General features: G+C 71.0%; 17 protein-coding genes. 5 read left to right on the top strand and 12 right to left on the bottom strand.

The genetic code is table 11. The features are described 5' to 3' along the window. Window positions 1-59: 59 nt before the first annotated feature. Window positions 60-518, top strand: a complete 459-nt coding sequence (locus HLB44_RS21895; RefSeq protein ID WP_173126948.1) for a c-type cytochrome — start codon at window positions 60-62, stop codon at window positions 516-518. A gap of 55 nt (window positions 519-573) precedes the next feature. On the opposite strand, the gene HLB44_RS21890 is transcribed toward HLB44_RS21895, so the two are convergent. From HLB44_RS21890 to HLB44_RS21860, 7 genes are all read right to left on the bottom strand, one after another. After that, entirely contained in the window at window positions 574-1,305 is a 732-nt protein-coding gene (locus HLB44_RS21890) for an alanyl-tRNA editing protein (RefSeq protein WP_173126945.1), read from the bottom strand. After that, complete coding sequence (locus tag HLB44_RS21885; RefSeq protein WP_173126942.1) at window positions 1,298-1,954, bottom strand: VOC family protein; 657 nt, start codon at window positions 1,952-1,954, stop codon at window positions 1,298-1,300. Before HLB44_RS21885 ends, HLB44_RS21890 begins: the two co-directional genes overlap by 8 nt. Window positions 1,955-1,959: 5 nt before the next feature. After that, on the bottom strand, window positions 1,960-2,796 hold the full coding sequence (locus HLB44_RS21880) for a PhzF family phenazine biosynthesis protein (protein ID WP_173126939.1): 837 nt from the start codon (window positions 2,794-2,796) through the stop codon (window positions 1,960-1,962). A 19-nt stretch (window positions 2,797-2,815) separates the two neighbouring features. After that, the gene (locus HLB44_RS21875; RefSeq protein WP_173126936.1) at window positions 2,816-3,799 is read right to left on the bottom strand and encodes a threonine dehydratase; all 984 of its coding nucleotides are present in this window, start codon (window positions 3,797-3,799) and stop codon (window positions 2,816-2,818) included. A 15-nt stretch (window positions 3,800-3,814) separates the two neighbouring features. Next, a complete protein-coding gene (locus HLB44_RS21870; RefSeq protein WP_173126933.1) occupies window positions 3,815-5,020 on the bottom strand; it encodes an aminotransferase-like domain-containing protein in 1,206 nt (401 codons plus the stop codon). 106 nt (window positions 5,021-5,126) lie between these two features. Then, window positions 5,127-5,591, bottom strand: a complete 465-nt coding sequence (locus HLB44_RS21865; protein WP_173126931.1) for a GNAT family N-acetyltransferase — start codon at window positions 5,589-5,591, stop codon at window positions 5,127-5,129. Further along, entirely contained in the window at window positions 5,588-6,511 is a 924-nt protein-coding gene (locus HLB44_RS21860) for a DMT family transporter (RefSeq protein WP_173126928.1), read from the bottom strand. The genes HLB44_RS21865 and HLB44_RS21860 overlap by 4 nt, the downstream gene beginning before the upstream one ends. Before the next feature lie 201 nt (window positions 6,512-6,712). On the opposite strand from HLB44_RS21860, the gene HLB44_RS21855 reads away from it, so the two are divergent. Together HLB44_RS21855 and HLB44_RS21850 are read left to right on the top strand one after the other, a co-directional pair. Next, the gene (locus HLB44_RS21855; protein WP_173126925.1) at window positions 6,713-8,200 is read left to right on the top strand and encodes an aminotransferase-like domain-containing protein; all 1,488 of its coding nucleotides are present in this window, start codon (window positions 6,713-6,715) and stop codon (window positions 8,198-8,200) included. Between the two features lie 161 nt (window positions 8,201-8,361). Continuing rightward, window positions 8,362-9,066 carry a hypothetical protein gene (locus HLB44_RS21850; protein WP_246312378.1) on the top strand — a complete coding sequence of 235 codons (705 nt, stop codon included), beginning with the start codon at window positions 8,362-8,364 and terminating at the stop codon, window positions 9,064-9,066. 79 nt (window positions 9,067-9,145) lie between these two features. Here the strand turns inward: HLB44_RS21850 and HLB44_RS21845 are convergent, their stop codons facing one another. The 4 genes from HLB44_RS21845 to HLB44_RS21830 all read right to left on the bottom strand — a co-directional run bounded on the left by HLB44_RS21845 (window position 9,146) and on the right by HLB44_RS21830 (window position 14,545). Further along, on the bottom strand, window positions 9,146-10,282 hold the full coding sequence (locus tag HLB44_RS21845) for an ABC transporter substrate-binding protein (protein ID WP_173126919.1): 1,137 nt from the start codon (window positions 10,280-10,282) through the stop codon (window positions 9,146-9,148). A 175-nt stretch (window positions 10,283-10,457) separates the two neighbouring features. Continuing rightward, window positions 10,458-12,374: an ATP-binding cassette domain-containing protein gene (locus HLB44_RS21840; RefSeq protein ID WP_173126916.1), complete on the bottom strand. Its 1,917-nt coding sequence runs from the start codon at window positions 12,372-12,374 to the stop codon at window positions 10,458-10,460. A 25-nt stretch (window positions 12,375-12,399) separates the two neighbouring features. After that, window positions 12,400-13,350 (bottom strand): glutathione synthase, encoded by a 951-nt coding sequence (gene gshB / locus HLB44_RS21835; RefSeq protein WP_173126913.1) that lies wholly within the window; start codon window positions 13,348-13,350, stop codon window positions 12,400-12,402. 16 nt (window positions 13,351-13,366) lie between these two features. Further along, window positions 13,367-14,545, bottom strand: a complete 1,179-nt coding sequence (locus HLB44_RS21830; RefSeq protein ID WP_173126910.1) for a benzoate/H(+) symporter BenE family transporter — start codon at window positions 14,543-14,545, stop codon at window positions 13,367-13,369. A gap of 107 nt (window positions 14,546-14,652) precedes the next feature. On the opposite strand from HLB44_RS21830, the gene HLB44_RS21825 reads away from it, so the two are divergent. Continuing rightward, a complete protein-coding gene (locus HLB44_RS21825; protein ID WP_173126907.1) occupies window positions 14,653-15,414 on the top strand; it encodes a class II glutamine amidotransferase in 762 nt (253 codons plus the stop codon). A gap of 139 nt (window positions 15,415-15,553) precedes the next feature. After that, window positions 15,554-16,087, top strand: a complete 534-nt coding sequence (locus HLB44_RS21820) for a GNAT family N-acetyltransferase (protein WP_173126903.1) — start codon at window positions 15,554-15,556, stop codon at window positions 16,085-16,087. Here HLB44_RS21820 and HLB44_RS21815 read toward each other — a convergent pair. After that, the gene (locus HLB44_RS21815; RefSeq protein WP_173126901.1) at window positions 16,084-17,967 is read right to left on the bottom strand and encodes a KUP/HAK/KT family potassium transporter; all 1,884 of its coding nucleotides are present in this window, start codon (window positions 17,965-17,967) and stop codon (window positions 16,084-16,086) included. The genes HLB44_RS21820 and HLB44_RS21815 overlap by 4 nt on opposite strands. Window positions 17,968-18,058 lie beyond the last annotated feature (91 nt).

The following is an 18,058-nucleotide window of genomic DNA, read 5'->3' as shown; positions in this document are numbered from 1 at the left end:
ACTGGGCTGCGCCGGGCGACGGTGCCCGCGCCGCACATCAATCCGCTTGGAGGATCCGCATGAAACGTCTGCTCCTGGTCTCCGCCATCGCCCTGGCCAGTGTGCCCGCCGCCGCGCAGTTCCAGAAACCCGAGGACGCGATCAAGTACCGCCAGAGCGCCTTCACGGTGATGGCCAACCACTTCGGCCGCGTTGCGGCGATGGCCCAGGGGCGCGTGCCCTTCGACGCCAAGGTGGCGGCCGACAACACGGCGATCGTGATGACGATGTCCAAGCTGCCGTACGCCGGCTTCGGCGACGGCACCGACAAGGGCCTGCCGAACCGCGCGAAACCGGAGATCTGGAAGGAGCAGGCCAAGTTCAACGACCTGGCCTCGAAGATGCAGGCCGAAGTCGTCAAGCTCGACGCCGCGGCAAAGAGCGGCAGCCTCGATGCGCTGAAGGCCGCCGTCGGCGCTACCGGGGGTTCGTGCAAGGCCTGCCACGACGACTTCCGGGCCGAGAAGTACAGCAACTGATCTTTTGGTGCGCGCGTCACGTGCGCTGCGCGCACATGAGCGCACCCCGAAGAAGTCAGCTCGGCCTGTCGGCCGACTCGGCAAAGCCGAGCACGACCCTGCGGGTCTTGGCTGACTTCTTCTCAATCTTCGTCACCACCACCGCGCCGATCTCCGCGGTGTTGGCGACATGCGTGCCGCCGCAGGGCTGCAGGTCGACACCTTCGATCTCCAGCACCCGCACGCGGCCCTGGCCGCGCGGCGGCTGCACGCTCATGCTGCGCACCAGGCCGGGGTTCGCGTCGAGCTCGTCCTCGCTGATCCAGCGGTGGCTGACCGGATGCGCGGCGGCGACGAAGCGCGCGATGCCCTCGGTCAGCGCCTGCTTGTCGAGCGCATCGGTCATGTGGAAGTCGAGCCGCGCGTAGTCGGCGGTGATCGAGCAGCCGTCGACCGGATGCGGCACCAACGCGCACAGCAGGTGCGTCGTGGTGTGAAAACGCATGTGGCGCTGGCGGCGTTCCCAGTCGATTTCGGCCTCGACGCTGTCGCCGACCGACCAGCCCTCGAGCGAGGCCTCCGGCGCTGGCAGGTGCAGGATCTCGCCGGGCGCCGCGCCTTTGCGCGTGTCGGCGATGACCAGCGTGCGGCCATCGGCCTGGCGCAGCACGCCGCGATCGCCGGCCTGGCCGCCGCCCTGCGGATAGAACACCGTGCGGTCGAGCTGCACGCCGCGTTCGTCGATCGCGACGATGCGCGCGTCGCAGCGGACCAGGCGGGCGTCTTCGCGGAACAGTTCTTCAGCCATCGCGCCATTGCTCCAGTGGAATGCGGCCGCGCGGGGTGTCGAGTTGCACCGACAGGCCCGGCGTCTCGGCGCTGTCGACCTGCCGCAGGCGCAACAGCTCGGCGATCGGCGCCGGCAGGCCGCCGAGGCTGACCGAGGCCAGCGTCAGCGCAGACACCGGCATCGCGTCGGTTGGATGAACGCCCTGCCACTCGATCAAGGTCGGCAGCAGGCCGTCGCAGGCGTTCAGCCCGTCGTCGCGCACTGCGATGCGCCAGCGCAGCAGGCCGGCCGGCGTCTCGCGCTCGGCGGCCAGCGGCCGGCCCGGATCGACGCCCCGGTTGATCAGGCCCCAGCGCAGCATCTCGACCTCGCGCGTGCGGGCGACCAGCTGCACCAGGCGTGGCGCCTCGCGCACCGCCGCCTGCAGTGCCGGCCGGTCGAGGCCGAACCAGCGCGTGCGACCGGGCGGCGGCGCGTCGGGATCGATGGCGATCAGCTCGAAGTAGGCGGCCGGAAATTCGCCGCCCAGGCGCAGCAACCGGTTGTGCGTGCTCATCAGCGGATGGCGGCCGCCAGGGCCCGGCGTCACGCCGAGCTCCTGCTCGCACCAGGCGACGCCCTGCACCAGCGTGTCGCAGGCAATGACCAGATGATCGACCTCGGTCATCGGCGTCAGAGGGTCAGGCTGCCGCTGATCACCGGCGTCACGTCGCCGCCGATCCAGATGTCGTCGCCCTGCCGATGTACGTGCACGCGGCCGGCGCGGCCGATCGCCGTGCCCTGCGCAGCGACATAACGCTCAGGCGCCAGGCCTTCACCGATCAACCACTGCGCGATGCCGGCGTTCAGGCTGCCGGTGACGGGGTCTTCCTGCACGCCGAGGCCGGGTACGAAGGCACGCACTTCGAACTGGCACTCGCTGCCGGCCGGGTGCGGGCCGACGACACCGAGGTCCATGCCCTGCATCGCGACGAAGTCCGGCTGCAGCGCGAGCACGGCTTGCGCATCGGCCAGCAGCACCGCCACCCACTGCGGGCCGTTGACGAGCCATTCGACGCGCAGCAGCGCGGCCCCGGGCAGCCGCAGCGCCTGCGCGATGCGCGCCCGGGTGGGCTGATCGGCCGGCCCGCTGCGGCGCAGCGGCGGCGCGGCGAATGCGAGGCGCCGGCCGTCCTGCCGGATGCGCACCAGTCCGGCGCCGCACTGCTGCACCACCTGGCCCTCGCCGCGCGGGCGGCCACCGGCGGCGAGCCAGGCGTGGCAGCTGCCGAGCGTCGGATGGCCGGCAAACGGCAGCTCGCCGCCGGGCGTGAAGATGCGCAGGTGGTAGTCGGCGGCCGGGTCGGTCGGCGGCAGCAGGAAAGTGGTTTCCGAAAGATTGGTCCAGCGCGCGAAGTCGAGCATCTCGGCGTCGCTCAGGCCCACCGCGTCGTGCACGACGGCCAGCGGGTTGCCGCGCAAGGCCTGCGCGGTGAAGACATCGACTTGCGAAAAGCGAAAGCTCGGCATGGCCGTGCTCCTTCGAGGTTCATTGGGCGAGGATCTCGGCGTAGACGCTGCGGTCGACATTGCCGCCGGTGAGCACGACCGCCGTGCGCCGGCCCGCGAGCCGCGTGCGCTCGGCGATGCGCCCGGCCAACGCGGCCGCTCCGGCACCTTCGGCGACCTGGTGCGTGCATTCGTAGAGCCGGCGCATCGCATCGGCGATCTGTACATCGCTGACCAGCACCACGCGCGCCAGCCCCGCCTGCATCAGCCGCAGCGCGTCGGCGTCCGGCGTGCGCACCGCCATGCCGTCGGCGAGCGTCGTCGTCACCGCGTGCGACACCGCTTCGCCGCACGCCAGCGACAACGCATAGGCCGGCGCGCCATCGCTGACGACACCGACGATCTCGGTCGACAAGCCCAGCGCGTCGCGCGCGGCGATCAGGCCGCAGGCGCCGGAGCCGAGGCCGATCGGCACGTACACCGTGTCGAGATCCGGCACGGCGCCGAACAGCTCCAGCGCATAACTCGCCACGCCGGCGACCAGGTCGCGGTGGAACGAAGGAACCATCAGCCAGCCGCGCTCGGCGGCCAGTGCCTGCGCGTGCTCACGCGCGGCCTGGAAGTCGTCGCCATGCTCGACCAGCTCGACGCCGAGCGCACGCATCGCCGCATTCTTCTCGCGGCTGTTGCCGCGCGGCACGACGATCAGCGCCGGGATGCCGTGGCGACGCGCCGCGAAGCCGATCGACTGGCCATGGTTGCCGCGCGTGGCGCTGACGACGCCGGCCGGGCGCTCGCCCCGGCTCAGCAGGCGCTCGAAATACACCAGCCCGCCGCGGATCTTGAACGCGCCCACCGGCGTGTGGTTCTCGTGCTTGACCCACAACGCGGTACCGTCGTCTGGACGCGGCGCGACCAACGCTTCGAGCAGCGGCCAGCGGTACTGCGGCGTCGGCGGCAGCACCGCGTGCACGGTGCGCGCGGCGGCACGCAGTTCGTCCTGACTCAGGAAGGGAGCGGCCATCGGAGAGCTCCCGACTCAGGGCGTCACTTCGGCTTCGACTTCCAGGTGTTCGCGCAGCACGCGGCCCAGCACCGCGACGCCGTCGGCGATGTCTTCCGGCGCCAGCGTCACGAAGGACAGGCGCAGCGTGCGCGGATCGGGCGCGTGGGCGTAGAAGGCCGCGCCGGGCACGTAGGCGATGCCGGCCTCGACGGCCTTCGGCAGCAACTGCATCGCGTCGCAGCCGGCGGGCAGGCGCACCCAGAAGAACATGCCGCCCTTCGGCTCCTGCCACTCGCTGCCTTCGGGCAGGTGCTGGCGCAGGCCGGTGGCCATCGCATCGCGCTGGGCCTTGTAGCGTGCGCGGATCGCGGGCACGTGCTGGTCGAGGAAGCCGTGGCGGATCACCTCGTAGACGACGCGCTGGTTGAAGCCCGGCGTGTGCAGGTCGGCCGCCTGCTTGGCCTGCAGCAGCTTGGGGTACAGCTCGCTCGGCGCGACGACGTAACCGAGCCGGAAGCCCGGCGCCAGCACCTTCGAGAACGAGCCCAGGTAGATCGTGCCCTCGGGCCAGCGCGAGGCGATCGGCGCCGGCGGCTCCTCGTCGAACCACAGGTCGCCGTAGGGGTTGTCCTCGACCAGCGGCACGCCGACCGACTGCGCGGCCGCGACCAGCGCATCGCGGCGCGCCGCCGGCATCACGCGGCCGGTCGGGTTCTGGAAGTTCGGCAGCAGATAGGCGAAGCGCGTGCCCGGCGCGTCGTGCTTCAGCGCGCTGAGCGCCTGGGGCAGCGGGCCGTCCTGGTCGCTGGCCAGGCTGGTGTAGATCGGCTCGTAGGGGTTGAAGGCCTGCAGCGCGCCGAGGTAGGTCGGCGTCTCGACGGCCACCGGCGCGCCGGCGTCGATCATGATCTTGCCGACCAGGTCCAGGCCCTGTTGCGAGCCGGTGGTGATCAGCACCTGGTCGGCGCCGACGCGGTGACCCATCGACGCGAGCTTTGCGGCGACCCACTCGCGCAGCGGCCCGAAGCCTTCGCTGCCGGCGTACTGCAGCGCCTCACGCGAGGCGGTGCGCAGCACGATCTCGCAGGCCTCGCGCATCGGCTCGACCGGGAAGGTGTCGGCCGACGGCAGGCCGCCGGCCATCGACAGGATGCCGGGCTTCTCGGTGACCTTCAGGATCTCGCGAATGATCGACGGGTTCATGCGGGCGCTGCGGCGCGCCTGGGTCCACAGACTCATGACTGCCCCTCGTCCGACGAGTACATCGGCCGATCCCCCGAGGGGATGCGGGCCGGCTTGGGAGCGGCCCGGCGCTCGGCCCGCCGAAAGTTTGACTCACGTTGTCTCATGACTTGTCTCCGGTTGGAATGGGTGATGCGGCGCGCTGGTAGACCTCGGGGTCGCTGCGTTCCATGTAGATCTCGGGGGCGGCCAGCGGCACCCAGCCGTGGCGAGCGTACAGCGGCGCGGCGGTGCTCGTGGCCAGCAGGCGCCGGCGCAGGCCCTGCAGCTCGGGGTGGGCGTCGGCCGCCTGCAGCAGCGCGACGGCAATGCCGCGGCCGCGCTGCTCGGGCAGCACGAAGACATCGGCCAGCCAGGCGAAGGTGGCGCGGTCGCTGACGATGCGCGCGAAGCCGAGCTGCGCGCCGTCGGCTACGCAGTAGGCGCCGAAGCACAGCGAATGGGCGATCGAACGCTCGACCGTCGCACGCGGAATGCCGCGCGCCCAGCGCGTTTCCTCGCTCAGGAAACGATGGATCAGCGCGAGGTCCAGCCGCGACGGATCGCTGGAGACCACGAAACCGTTCACGAGCGCACCGCCATCCGCTTCGAGATGAACACCGTGGCCATCACGGCGAGCGAGAACACCAGCGTCGCCGCATCCAGCGTTTCGCCAAGCAGCGGCACCGCGAACCACATCGACAGGAAGGGCTGCAGCAGCTGCACCTGGCTGACGCGCAAGGTGCCGCCGAGCGCCAGCCCGCGGTACCAGGCGAAGAAGCCGAGCCACATCGAGAAGAGGGAGACGTAGAGGAAGCCGCCCCAGGCGCTGGCCCGCACCGGCGCCGTCGGCCAGTGCATCAGCGCGATCGGCAGCGTCAGCGGCAGGCTCAGCACCAGCACCCAGCAGATCACCTGCTCCGGCGCCAGCGCCTGCGGCCCGATCGACAGCCGCGCGCCCTGCACGTAGCCATAACCGCCGAACAGCACCGCGCCCAGCAGCAGCGCATCGGCGGCCTGGAAGCCGGCGCCGCCCTTCCACCACGCGAAGCCGAGCACGAGCGTGGTGCCGAGCAGCGCGCAAAGCCAGAAGCCGAGACTGGCGCGCTGGCGCAGCAGCAGCGCGCCGGTGGCCGCGGTGGCGATCGGCAGCACCCCCGTGACCACCGACGCATGCACGGCATCCACGTGCAGTACCGCGAAGCCCAGCAGCAGCGGCCAGCCGAACACGACGCCGAGCGCCGTCAGCGCCAGCGGCCGCCACTGCTGCGGCCGCGGCCGCGGCGCGCGGGTGCCCAGCAGCCACAGCGCGGCGAACAGGCCGGCCAGCGCGGCGCGGCCGATGGCGACGAAGACGGCCGGCAGCTGCGGCTCGGCCGCGCTGCCCGAGGCCAGCCGCGTCATCGGGATCGACAGCGCGAAGATGCCGACCCCCAGCGCGCCGAGCAGCCAGCCGCGCGTGGCGGGGGACCAGCCGGAAGTGGTTTTCAGCACGGTGCTCGAGGACATCAGTGCCTGCCCGGCCGCCCGAAAGGCACTGAGCGCCCAGGGGCCCCGCAAGGGATCCTTCGGATCCCTGGGGCCGCGAACGAAGTGAGCTGGGGGCTGCTGACCATCCCTTCAGTCTAGGGCCGCGATCAGCACAGCGTCAGTACACTCGGCGATACAGATCACTCATCTGTACTGTCGACTCCGACGGTACATCTGGCCATGAACGCTCCCCGAGACCTGCCCCAGCGCGTCGTCAACCGCACACTGCAGCGCGACGGCGCCGCGACGCTCGGCGAGCAGCTCGCCGCCCGCTTCGCCGAGCGCATCGGCCAGCGCACGCTGCAGCCGGGCGCGCGACTGCCGTCGGTGCGCGAATGCGCGCGGCTGCACGGCGTCAGCCCGAGCACCGTCGTCGCCGCTTATGACCAGCTGCAGGCGCAAGGCCTGGTCGAGGCGCAGCGCCAGCGCGGCTTCTTCGTGCGCGAGGCGCCCGCACCCCGCGGCGGCGCCGGCGCGGCGATTGCCGGCGCCGCCGCCCGCCCGCCCGCGCTGCCGGCGCCGATCGACGCCACCGCGCTGATCCGCGGCATGTTCCAGGGCCGCCAGGGCCACGTCGGCCCGGGGCTGGGCACGCTGCCCGAGCCCTGGCTCGACGCCGCGCTGATCGAGCGCGCGCTGCGCCGCACGCTGCCGCATGCCGCCGACGCGCTGCGCTACGGCGATCCGGCGGGCGACCCGGGGCTGCGCCAGGCCTTGTCGCGCCGGCTCGATGGCGAGCTCGGCATCGCCGCCGATCCGGGCCAGATCGTCACCACGCTGGGCGCGACGCATGCGCTGGACATCGTCGCCCGCACGCTGCTGCAGCCGGGCGACGCGGTGCTGGTCGACGAGCCCGGCTGGGCGGTCGAATTCGCGCGGCTGACGCGGCTGGGCATGCGGCTGCTGCCGGTGCCGCGCGGGCCGAACGGCCCCGACCTCGCCGTCATGCAGGCGCTGATCGCCGAGCACCGCCCGCGCCTGTACGTCACGGTCTCGGTGCTGCACAACCCGACCGGCCACACGCTGTCGCTGGCCACCGCGCACCAGGTGCTCAAGCTCGCCGACGCGCACGACCTGCTGATCGTCGAGGACGACACCTACGCCTGGCTCGCGCCGCCGCATGCACCGCGGCTGGCGGCGCTGGACGGCCTGCAGCGCACGGTCTACGTCTCCGGCTTCTCGAAGATCCTGGCGCCGAACTGGCGCGTCGGCTACGTGGCGGCCACGCCGGCGCTGGCCGAGCGCTTCATCGACACCAAACTGCTGATGACGCTGACCTCGCCGGCACTGCTCGAACGCGCGGTCGCCTGGTGCCTGGACCAGGGCCTGCTGCGGCGCCATGCCGAGCGCGTGATCCAGCGGCTGGACACGGCCCGGCAGCGCGTGATGCGGCTGGCGACCGACGCCGGCTGCACGTTCGTCGCGCCGCCGCAGGGCCTGTTCGGCTGGATCGATACCGGTGTCGACACCGACCAGCTGGGCACGCGGCTGGCCGAACAAGGCTGGCTGGTGGCGCCGGGCAGCCTCTTTCATGCCCGGCCGCGCCCGAGCACGCTGATGCGCATCAACTTCGCGAGTTCGCAGGACGCGGCGTTCTGGCAATGCTTCACAGCCGCGCGCCGCGCGTTGCAGCAACCCACCCGAGTGCGGGGTGCCGCCGAAACGTAACGTCACCACTTGTGTCAAGTGCGAGACGTAGGATCCCCCCTAGATGCAATGCCCCCTGCTCACTTCGTTCGCTCCCCCCGAGGGGGGCTCAGCGCCCTTCGGGCGGCCGGGCGGGCGCTGACATGTTTCGTTCCACGCTACCGCAGGGTGCCCCTGACCTGATGCGTGTCAGCGAGTTTCGTCGTTACCTCGACGACCTCGACCGGCTGCATGGCACCGATGCCGCGAATTCGCGGCTGACGTCGCTCAGCCCGTCGCTGATGCAAGACTTGCAACGCTTTGAGCAGCGCGGCCAGCACAGCGAACTGCTCGACGTGCTGGCGGCCGGCGTGCGCCACGGGCAGCCGCTGGCGATCCACCTGCAGTGGGACGACCAGGTGCTGACGCTGACGATGTTCCCGGCGCAGAAGCTCACGCACTGCGCGGTGCCGATGACCCAGGTGCTGGCGAGTCGGCTCGACGCGCTGCAGGTGCTGCAGGTCGAGCGCGCCACGTTGCGCGCACCGGGCGATCCCGAGCGCGCGCTGGTCGGCGACCTGACGCGTTATCACCCGCTGGCACCGGTGCTGTGGGCGCTGGCGATGCGCGGCGCGCGCGAGGCGCTGCTGCCCGAGATCGCCGGCCAGGCCGCCTACCGCGTCGCGCCCGGCGTCAGCTTCGACGGCCTGGATCTGCCTGCGGCAATGGCCCGCTGCATCAGCCGGCTGCGCCGCCACACCTGCAACCTGCGCGAGATCTGCGACTGGCCGGGCATCGACCGCGGCCGTGCGCAGCGGCTGCTCAACGGCATCTACCTGCAGGCCGGCCTGATCGTCAGCCGCACGCACCCGGCGGCGACCAACGAAGGCTGGTCCGGCTACCGCTGACGCCGTTCTTGCCGACCCCCAGCTCACTTCGTTCGCGGCCCCCGGGGGGCGCAGCCAGCTTGGGGCGGCCCGGCGCCGGCTAGCGGATGAATCGCCCCCCCGGGCCGACGATCAAGAGGTCGACGAAATTCGAGCCGTGGTGGTTCTGCGGTCCGAAGTTCAGCGTGTAGCCGCCCAAGTCGACCTTGCCCAGGCCCTCGATCGTCGACACCAGGCTCTGTGACGTCAGCGCCCTGCCGGCGCGCTTGAGCAACTCGAGCAGCACGCGCAGGTTCAGGTAGCCGAAGAAGTGGTCGAAGTCGATCGGCAGCCTGGCGCGCTCCATCGCCGCCGCATAGTCGCGCGTCAGCGTGCTGGTCGCGCGCATCGCGTACGGCAGCGTCTGCGTGAAAGCCAGGCCGCGCGCCTCGTCGCCGAGTGCGTCGAGCAGCGGCTTGGAGCTGGCGATCGACAGCGCATAGACCGGCACGCCGAGCTGCGCCCGCGCCGCCTTGACGAAGGGCACCAGCGCCGGGCCGAAGGCGATGAACAGCACCGCCTGCGGTTGCGCGGCGGCCAGCGTCTGCACGACGGCCACCGACTCCTGGCCCGGGATGTCGAGCGCGGCCTTGGCCACCAGCGCCGAGCCGAGCTCCTTGCAGACCTCCTCGACCACCGGCAGCATCAGCTGGCCGAAGGGGCTCGCGTGGTAGGCGACCGCGAGCTTCGTGCGCCCGACCGTCGCCAGGTTCCGGATCATCTGCACCACTTCATCGCGGTAGCTGGCCATCGCGGTGAAGAAGTACGGATGCTGCTTCGCACGCAGCGCCGGCGCGCCGGTGTACACGCCGACCAGCGGCACCTTCTTCTCGGTGAGGATCGGCAGCACCGCGCCGACGTTGGCCGTGCTCGCCAGGCCGAACAGCGCGACCGCCTTGTCGCGCTCGATCAGCAGGTTGACGTTCTCGACGCAGCGCTTCGGATCGTAGGCATCGTCCAGCGTCACCAGCTTGACCTTGCGGCCGCCGACGCCGCCGCGGCGGTTGAACTCCTCCAGCGCCAGCTCCTGCCCGCGCACCACGGCCTTGAAGGTGGCGCTAAGCGGGCCGCTCAGGTGCGCACTCTGGCCGATCACGATGTCGCCCGCCGGCGCCTGCGCCAGCGCGGTGGTCCATGGGCTGGCCGCGAGTGCGCCGAGGCCGGCCAGGCAGGTACGTCGTTGCAGCGAGGTCGGCATCGGGGGCGCTCCAGGTCGGTCATGCAAAGCGCGCCACGGTAGGCGCGCGCGCCGCACCGCACCTGTCACCTGCGCTACACCCTGCGGATTACCCCAATGAACGTGAGCCCCCAAGCTCACTTCGTTCGCAGCCCCCCAAGGGGGCGCAGCCGGCTTGGGGCGGCCCGGCGCCGGCTTAACGTTGCACCGCTGCCAACAATTCCCAGCGTTCGAGCGCCGCCATCAGCTCGTCCTCGATCGCCGCATAACGTCCTTGCAGCTCGGCCACGCGTTGCGGCTCCTGCTGGTACAGCTCGGTACCAGCGAGGCGCGCGCCGATCGCCTGCTGCTCGGCTTCGAGGATTTCGATGCGGCCGGGCAGCTCGTCGAGCTCGCGCTGCTCCTTGTAGCTGAGCTTGGTCTTCGCGCGTGCCGGCGCTTCGCGCGGCGCCGCGGCGGCGGGCGTGGGCGCCGCGGCCGGCTTCGGCGATGTCGTGGAGGCTGCCTTCGGCAGCGTGGCCGCCGCCCGCTCGCGCGCCGCGCGCCAGTCGTCGATGCCGCCTTCGTACTCGCGCCACAGGCCGGCTTTCAGATCGCCCTCCCAGGCGATCAGGCTGGTGACGACGTTGTCGAGGAAGCGCCGGTCGTGACTGACCAGGAACACCGTGCCGGCGTAGGACTGCAGCAGCTCCTCGAGCAGTTCGAGCGTATCGATGTCCAGGTCGTTGGTCGGCTCGTCGAGCACCAGCACGTTGGCCGGCAGCGCGAACAGGCGCGCCAGCAGCAGCCGGTTGCGCTCGCCGCCGGACAGCGTGCGCACCGGCGAGTTCGCGCGCTCGGGCGCGAACAGGAAGTCGCCGAGGTAGCTCATCACGTGCTTGCGCGTCGCCTTGCTGCCTTCGCCGATCTCGATCCAGTCGCTGCCGGGGCTGATCGTCTGGGCCAGCGTCGAATCGAGGTCGAGGCCGGCGCGCATCTGGTCGAAATAGGCCACCTGCAGCTGCGTGCCGCGGCGCACCGTGCCGCTGGTCGGCTGCTGCTCGCCGAGGATCAGGCGCAAGAGGCTCGTCTTGCCGGCGCCGTTCGGCCCGATCAGGCCGATCTTGTCGCCGCGCAGGATCGTCGACGTGAAGCGCTCGACGATCAGCTTGTCGCCGTAGCTCAGGCTGACGTCGTCGAGCTCGGCGACGATCTTGCCGCTCGGCAGCCCGGTCGCCAGCTCCAGCCGCACCTGCCCGAGCTGCTCGCGCCGCGCGGCGCGCTGCTCGCGCAGGCGCTTCAGCCGCGTGATGCGGCCGACGCTGCGCGTGCGCCGCGCCTCGACGCCCTTGCGCACCCACACCTCTTCCTGCGCCAGCAGCTTGTCGGCGCGCGCGCTGGCCAGTGCCTCGGCCTCGAGCTCGGCTTCCTTCGTGCGTTCGTAGCTGCTGAAGTTGCCCGGGTAGCTGCGCAGCTCGCCACGGTCGAGCTCGACGATGCGCGTGGCCACCGCGTCGATGAAGGCGCGGTCGTGCGAGACGACGACCAGCGCGCCGCCGAAATCGATCAGCAACTGCTGCAGCCAATCGATCGCATCGAGGTCGAGGTGGTTGGTCGGCTCGTCGAGCAGCAGCACGTCGGGCCGCGTGACCAGGGCCTGCGCCAGCGCGACGCGTTTCTTCGTGCCGCCGGACAACGCGTCGATCACCGCGTCGGGATCGAGGTGCAGGCGCTGCAGCGCCTCGTCGACGCGCTGCTCCCAGGTCCAGCCGTCGAGCGCCTCGATGCGCGTCTGCAGCGCGTCGAGGTCGTCTCCCGCGGCGTGGGCCTCGAAGCGCGCGCGCAAGGCCTTGACCTCGGCCACGCCCTCGCTCACGGCCTCGAAGACCGTCGCGCCGGCGCGGAATTGAGGCTCCTGCGGCACGTAGGTGCGCCGCAGGCCCTGCTGGAACTGCAGCATGCCGTCGTCGAGCCGGTCGATGCCGGCCAGCACCTTCAGCAGCGAGGACTTGCCGCTGCCGTTGCGGCCGATCAGCGCGATGCGTTCGCCGGCTTCGAGCGAGACGTCGGTGTGGTGGAGCAGCGGCCAGTGCCCGTAGGCGAGCTGCGCATTGGTCAGGGTGATCAGGGCCATGCGCGGATTGTCCGCGCTCAGCGCCTCAGCTCCGGACCGCCGCCTCCAGCGCGTCGACGAACATCTTCGCCACGTCGAAGCCGGTCTGCTGCGTGATCTCCTGGAAGCAGGTCGGGCTGGTGACGTTGATCTCGGTCAGGCAGTCGCCGATGACGTCCAGGCCCACCAGCAGCAGACCGCGTGCGGCGAGGATCGGCCCGAGCGATTCAGCGATCTGCCTATCACGCGTTGTGAGCGGCTGCGCGACGCCCTTGCCCCCGGCGGCGAGGTTGCCGCGGATCTCGCTGCCCTGCGGGATGCGGGCCAGCGAAAACGGCACCGGCTGGCCGCCGATCACCAGCACGCGCTTGTCGCCCTGGGCGATCTCCGGCAGGTACTTCTGCACCATCAGCGACACCGCGCCGTCGCGGTTCAGCGTCTCGATGATCGAGCCCAGGTTCAGACCGTCGGGCCCGACGCGGAAGATGCCCATGCCGCCCATGCCGTCGAGCGGCTTCAGGATGATGTCGTGGTGCTCGGCATGGAAGGCGCGCACCGCGTCGGCGCTGCGCGTGACCAGCGTCGGCCCGATGAGCTCGGGAAACTCGAGGATCGCCAGCTTTTCCGGGTGGTCGCGCAGCGCCGCCGGCTTGTTGAAGACACGCGCGCCTTCGCGCTCGGCCTGGCCGAGCAGGTGCGTGGCATAGAAGTATTCGCTGTCGAAGGGTGGATCCTTGCGCATCAGCACCGCGTCGGCATCGGCCAGTGCCAGCTCACCCTGGCTGAGCACGCTGAACCAGTGATGTTCGTCGCCGGTCAGCGCGATCGCCCGCGCGGCGCGCGCAACGACGCGCGCGCCACGCACCCACACCAGGTCGCCCGGCTCGCAGGCCCACAGCTGGTGGCCGCGCCGCGCGGCCTCGCGCATCATCGCGAAGGTGGTGTCCTTGTAGGTCTTGAACGCCTCCAGCGGGTCGGCGACGAAGAGCAGTTTCATGGGTCAGGCCGGGGCGTCAGCGAAGGGGGCGCCAGTGTTGCACGAGGAGCGCGACGCTGCCGGCGACCACGCCCCAAAAGGCCGAGCCGATGCCGGCCATTGACACGCCCGACAGCGTGACGAGAAAAGTGATGGCAGCCGCGTCGCGGTGCTGCTCGTCCTTCAGCGCCGTGGCCAGCCCGCCGGCGATGGTGCCGATCAGCGCCAGGCCGGCGACCGCGGCGACCAGCTCGCGCGGAAACGCCGCCAGCAGGCCGGCGACGGCGCCGCCGGCCAGGCCGAGCAGCACGTAGAACACGCCGGCGGCGATGGCCGCGGTGTAGCGCCGAGCGGGGTCCTCGTGCGCCTCGCTGCTCATGCAGATCGCCGCGGTGATCGCCGCCAGGTTGATCGCGAAGGCGCCGAAGGGCGCCAGCAGCAGCGTCGTGACGCCGGTGGCGGTGATCACCGGCGACACCGGCGTGCGGTAACCAGCCGCCCGCTGCGCAGCCACACCGGGCAGGTTCTGCGAGGCCATCGTGATGATGAACAGCGGCAGCGCGATGCCGACCAGCGCCGCGATGCTGAAGCGCGGCGTCACCCATTGCGGCGCGGTCCAGCCCCAGTCCACCGTCTGCAGCGCGGCCAGGCCCAGCCGGCCCTGCAGCGCGGCGAGGACGATGCCCGCCACCAGCGTGCCGGGCACCGCATACCGCGGCCAGGCGCGCCGGCCGACGAGGAAGGCCACCCCCATGCCGAGCACCAGCCCCGGCGCCGTGCGCACCGCGAGCACCGCATCGAGCCCGAAGCGTGCCAGCACGCCGGCCAGCAGCGCGGCGGCGATGGCCATCGGCACCTTGTCCATCACGCGCTCGAAGGCCCCGGTCGCGCCGGCCGCGATGATCAGCAGCGCGCAGACGACGAAAGCGCCGGTCGCCTCCGGCAGCGGAATGCCCTGCGTCGCCGCCAGCAGCGCGGCGCCCGGCGTGCTCCAGGCAGTGAGCACCGGCTGGCGTGTCCACCCCGACAGCGCGATGGTTGACAAGCCCATCGCCAGCCCGAGCGCCCACATCCACGACGCCGTCTGCGCCGGCGTCGCGCCGAGCGCCTGCGCGGCCTGGAAGACGATCGCCACCGAGCTGGTGTAGCCGACCAGCACGGCGACGAACCCGGCCACCACGGCCGGTGTCGAGAGATCTGCGAAGACTTTTTTCATGCCGCGGCAGCATATCGGTGCGAGCGCACGCCGGCGCCGGCGCCGGGCTCAAGCCCGCGCCGGCGGCCGCCGATAAGAGATCAATCCCCCGTCCAACACCACCCACCATGTGCCGCCTGCTCGCCTACCTGGGAGACCCCCTGTACCTCGATGAGCTGGTCTGCTCGGCGCAGCACTCGCTGGTGCGCCAGTCGCGGCGGGCCACGCAGGCCAAGACCCCGACCAATGGCGACGGCGTCGGCATCGGCTGGTATGGCGACCGCGACGAGCCCGGCGTTTACCGCGAGGCGATGCCGGCCTGGGCCGACGAGAACCTGCAGTCGCTGGCCCACACGCTGCGCTCGCGCCTGTTTTTCGCTCATGTGCGCGCGGCCACCGGCACCTCGATGGCGCGCGAGAACTGCCATCCGTTCAAGCAGGGGCGCTGGCTGTTCATGCACAACGGCCAGATCGGCGGCTACGCGCGCGTGCGCCGCGCGCTCGAGGCGCGGCTGCCCGACCGGCTGTTCGCTGCGCGCCAGGGCTCGACCGATTCGGAGCTGCTGTTCCTGTTGACCCTGGCTCGCATCGAGGCCGGCGAGACGCCGGACCAGGCGATGCCGACGGTGCTCGACGACACGCTGGCGCTGATGCGCGCTGCCGGCGTCGACGAGCCGCTGCGCTTCGCCGCGGCGCTGGCCGACGGCGACCAGATCTACGCCTTCCGTTTCGCCAGCGACCAGAAGCCGCCGACGCTCTACGTCAACGAGGGCGACCGCGGCAGCATCATCGCCTCCGAGCCGCTGGACGCGCACAGCGGCCAGTGGAACCCGGTGCCGCCGAACAGCTGGGTGCGGCTGTCGCGCCTGGGCGCCACCGTCAGCGCCTGATCGGTCGAGCGCCTAGCAGAAAGCTCTGCGCCGCCGGCGGTCGAGCGCATTAGTTCACTGCACCATTGCCGCGCCGCCGGGCGCTTCCTAGCATCGCCCCAAACAACGTTGGGCGGTGGGCGTGTCGGATACGCATTGCTTGCGCGAGCTGCTCGGACTGGCACGTCCGGCGCAGCCCCGCGTGTTCGAGCGCCTGCAGGCGCGGCCGATCGCCCCGGGCGACGACGCCTTCCTGCGCACGCTGTTTGCCGACACGCGCAGCGCGCAGATGGGCGCGACCGGCTGGGCGGCGTCGCGCTGCCGCGCCTTCCTCGACCAGCAGTTCGACTTCCAGCAGCGTCAGTACCGGCAACGCCATGCCGATGCGCTGTTCCTGCTGCTGCTGCTCGACGACGCCCCCGTCGGACGGCTCGCCTGGTGCAGCGGGCCGGCCCGCGCGACGCTGATCGACCTGAGCCTGGCGGCCGGCTGGCGCGGCCGCGGCCTCGGCAGCAGCGTGCTGCGCTGCTTGACCGAGAGTGCCGACCAGCACGGCCAGACCATCGGCCTGCAGGTCGAGCCGGGCAATCCGGCGTACCAGTTGTTCCGGCGCTTCGGCTTCGAGCAGGAGCCCGATCACGCGGTGCATCTGCGCATGGAGCGCCGGCCGGCTGCCGTCTCCACGCCGGCTTAGATCTCGACCTTCGCGCCCAGCTCGACGATGCGGTTCGACGGCAGGTTCAGGAAGTCGGCCGCCGCCGACGCGTTGCGGTGCATGCTGGCGAACAGCTTCTCGCGCCACATCGCCATGCCGTGGCCGAAGGTCGGGATCACGATGTCGCGGCTCAAGAAGTAGCTGGTGTCCATCTCCGGCAGCGGGATGCCGCGGTCGGACAGCAGCTGCAGTGCCTCGGGCACGTCGGGATCGTTCTTGAAGCCGAAGTGCAGCACCACCTGCCAGCAGTCGTGGCCGAGCGACTCCATCTGGATGCGCTTGTCGAAGCCGATCCACGGCACCTCGTGGTGTTTCACGGCGACGAACAGGTTGTGCTCGTGCAGCACCTTGTTGTGCTTCAGGTTGTGCATCAGCGCGTTCGGCGTCAGCCCGGTCTCGGCGGACAGGAACACCGCGGTGCCGGCGACGCGCGTCGGCGGGTTGATGAACACCGCGTCGAGGAAGCCCTGCAGCTCGATCGCATCGTCGTGCATGCGTTCGCTGAGCAGCTTGCGGCCCTCGGCCCAGGTGACCATCAGCGTGAACATGCCGATGCCGATGAGGATCGGGAACCAGCCGCCCGACATCAGCTTGAGCATGTTCGACGCGAAGAAGGTGACGTCGATGACGAAGAAGAAGCCGGTCGCCAGCAGGCACGGCACGAGCGGGTACTTCCAGCCGTAACGGATCACGAAGAAGGTCATCACCGTGGTGATCGTCATGTCCAGCGTCACCGCGATGCCGTAGGCGGTGGCCAGGTTCGACGAGGTGCGGAACAGCACCACCGCCAGCACGATGAAGATGTACAGGCCCCAGTTGACGAAGGGCACGTAGATCTGGCCGGTGTCGCGCACCGAGGTGTGCCGGATCACCATGCGCGGCAGGATGCCGAGCTGGATGGCCTGCTTGGTGACCGAGAACGCCGCGGTGATCAAGGCCTGCGAGGCGATCACCGTCGCCGCGGTGGCCAGGATCACCAGCGGCAGCTGGGCCCAGCCGGGCGCCATCAGGTAGAACGGATTCGTGATCGCCTCGGGCCGCTGCAGCAGCATCGCGCCCTGGCCGAAGTAGTTGACCACCAGCGCCGGCATCACGATCGCATACCAGGCGATGCGGATCGGCCGCCGGCCGAAGTGGCCCATGTCGGCATACAGCGCCTCGCCGCCGGTGACACACAGCACCACCGCGCCGAGGCCGATGAAGGCGACCAGCGGGTTGTGAATGAAGAAGCCGATCGCATACGCCGGGTTCAGCGCCACCAGCACGTCCGGATTGGCGGCGATGTGCGGCAGCCCGAGCAGGGTCAGCACCGCGAACCAGACCAGCGTGACCGGGCCGAACGCCCGGCCGATGCCGCCGGTGCCGAAGCGCTGCGCGGCGAACAGCGCGGTCAGCACGACCAGCGTCAGCGGGATCACGATGTCGTGCAGCCGCGGCGCGGCGACGCTCAGTCCCTCGACCGCCGACAGCACCGAGATCGCCGGCGTGATGACGCCGTCGCCGTAGAAGACCGCGGTGCCGAACAGGCCCACCGTCATCAGCGTGCTGCGCAGCGCCGGCCGCTCGCGCACCGCGGTCGTCGCCAGCGCCAGCATCGCGATCAGGCCGCCCTCGCCGTTGTTGTCGGCGCGCAGGATCAGCAGCACGTACTTCAGCGAGACGATGATCGTCATCGTCCAGAAGATCAGCGACAGCACGCCGAGGATGTTGTCCGGCGTCGCCGCGACGTGGCCGCCGTGGAAGACTTCCTTCAGTGCATACAGCGGGCTGGTGCCGATATCGCCATAGACGACGCCGAGGGCGCCGAGGGTGAGCGCGGCCAACGCGGCCGGACTCTTGGGGGCATTCGCCGTACTCACTGAGGAGGTCGCCGGTGACCTGCGGAACCGGCGGGAGCCGAAAGGCGCGATTGTGCGCCTGCAGCAATGCGCTGCGTCAGGCCCCTGTTCA

It is taken from the genome of Pseudaquabacterium terrae, from assembly GCF_013266755.1.
Taxonomy (GTDB): Bacteria; Pseudomonadota; Gammaproteobacteria; order Burkholderiales; family Burkholderiaceae_C; genus Pseudaquabacterium; species Pseudaquabacterium terrae.
This window is presented reverse-complemented; position numbering and strand designations above follow the sequence as displayed.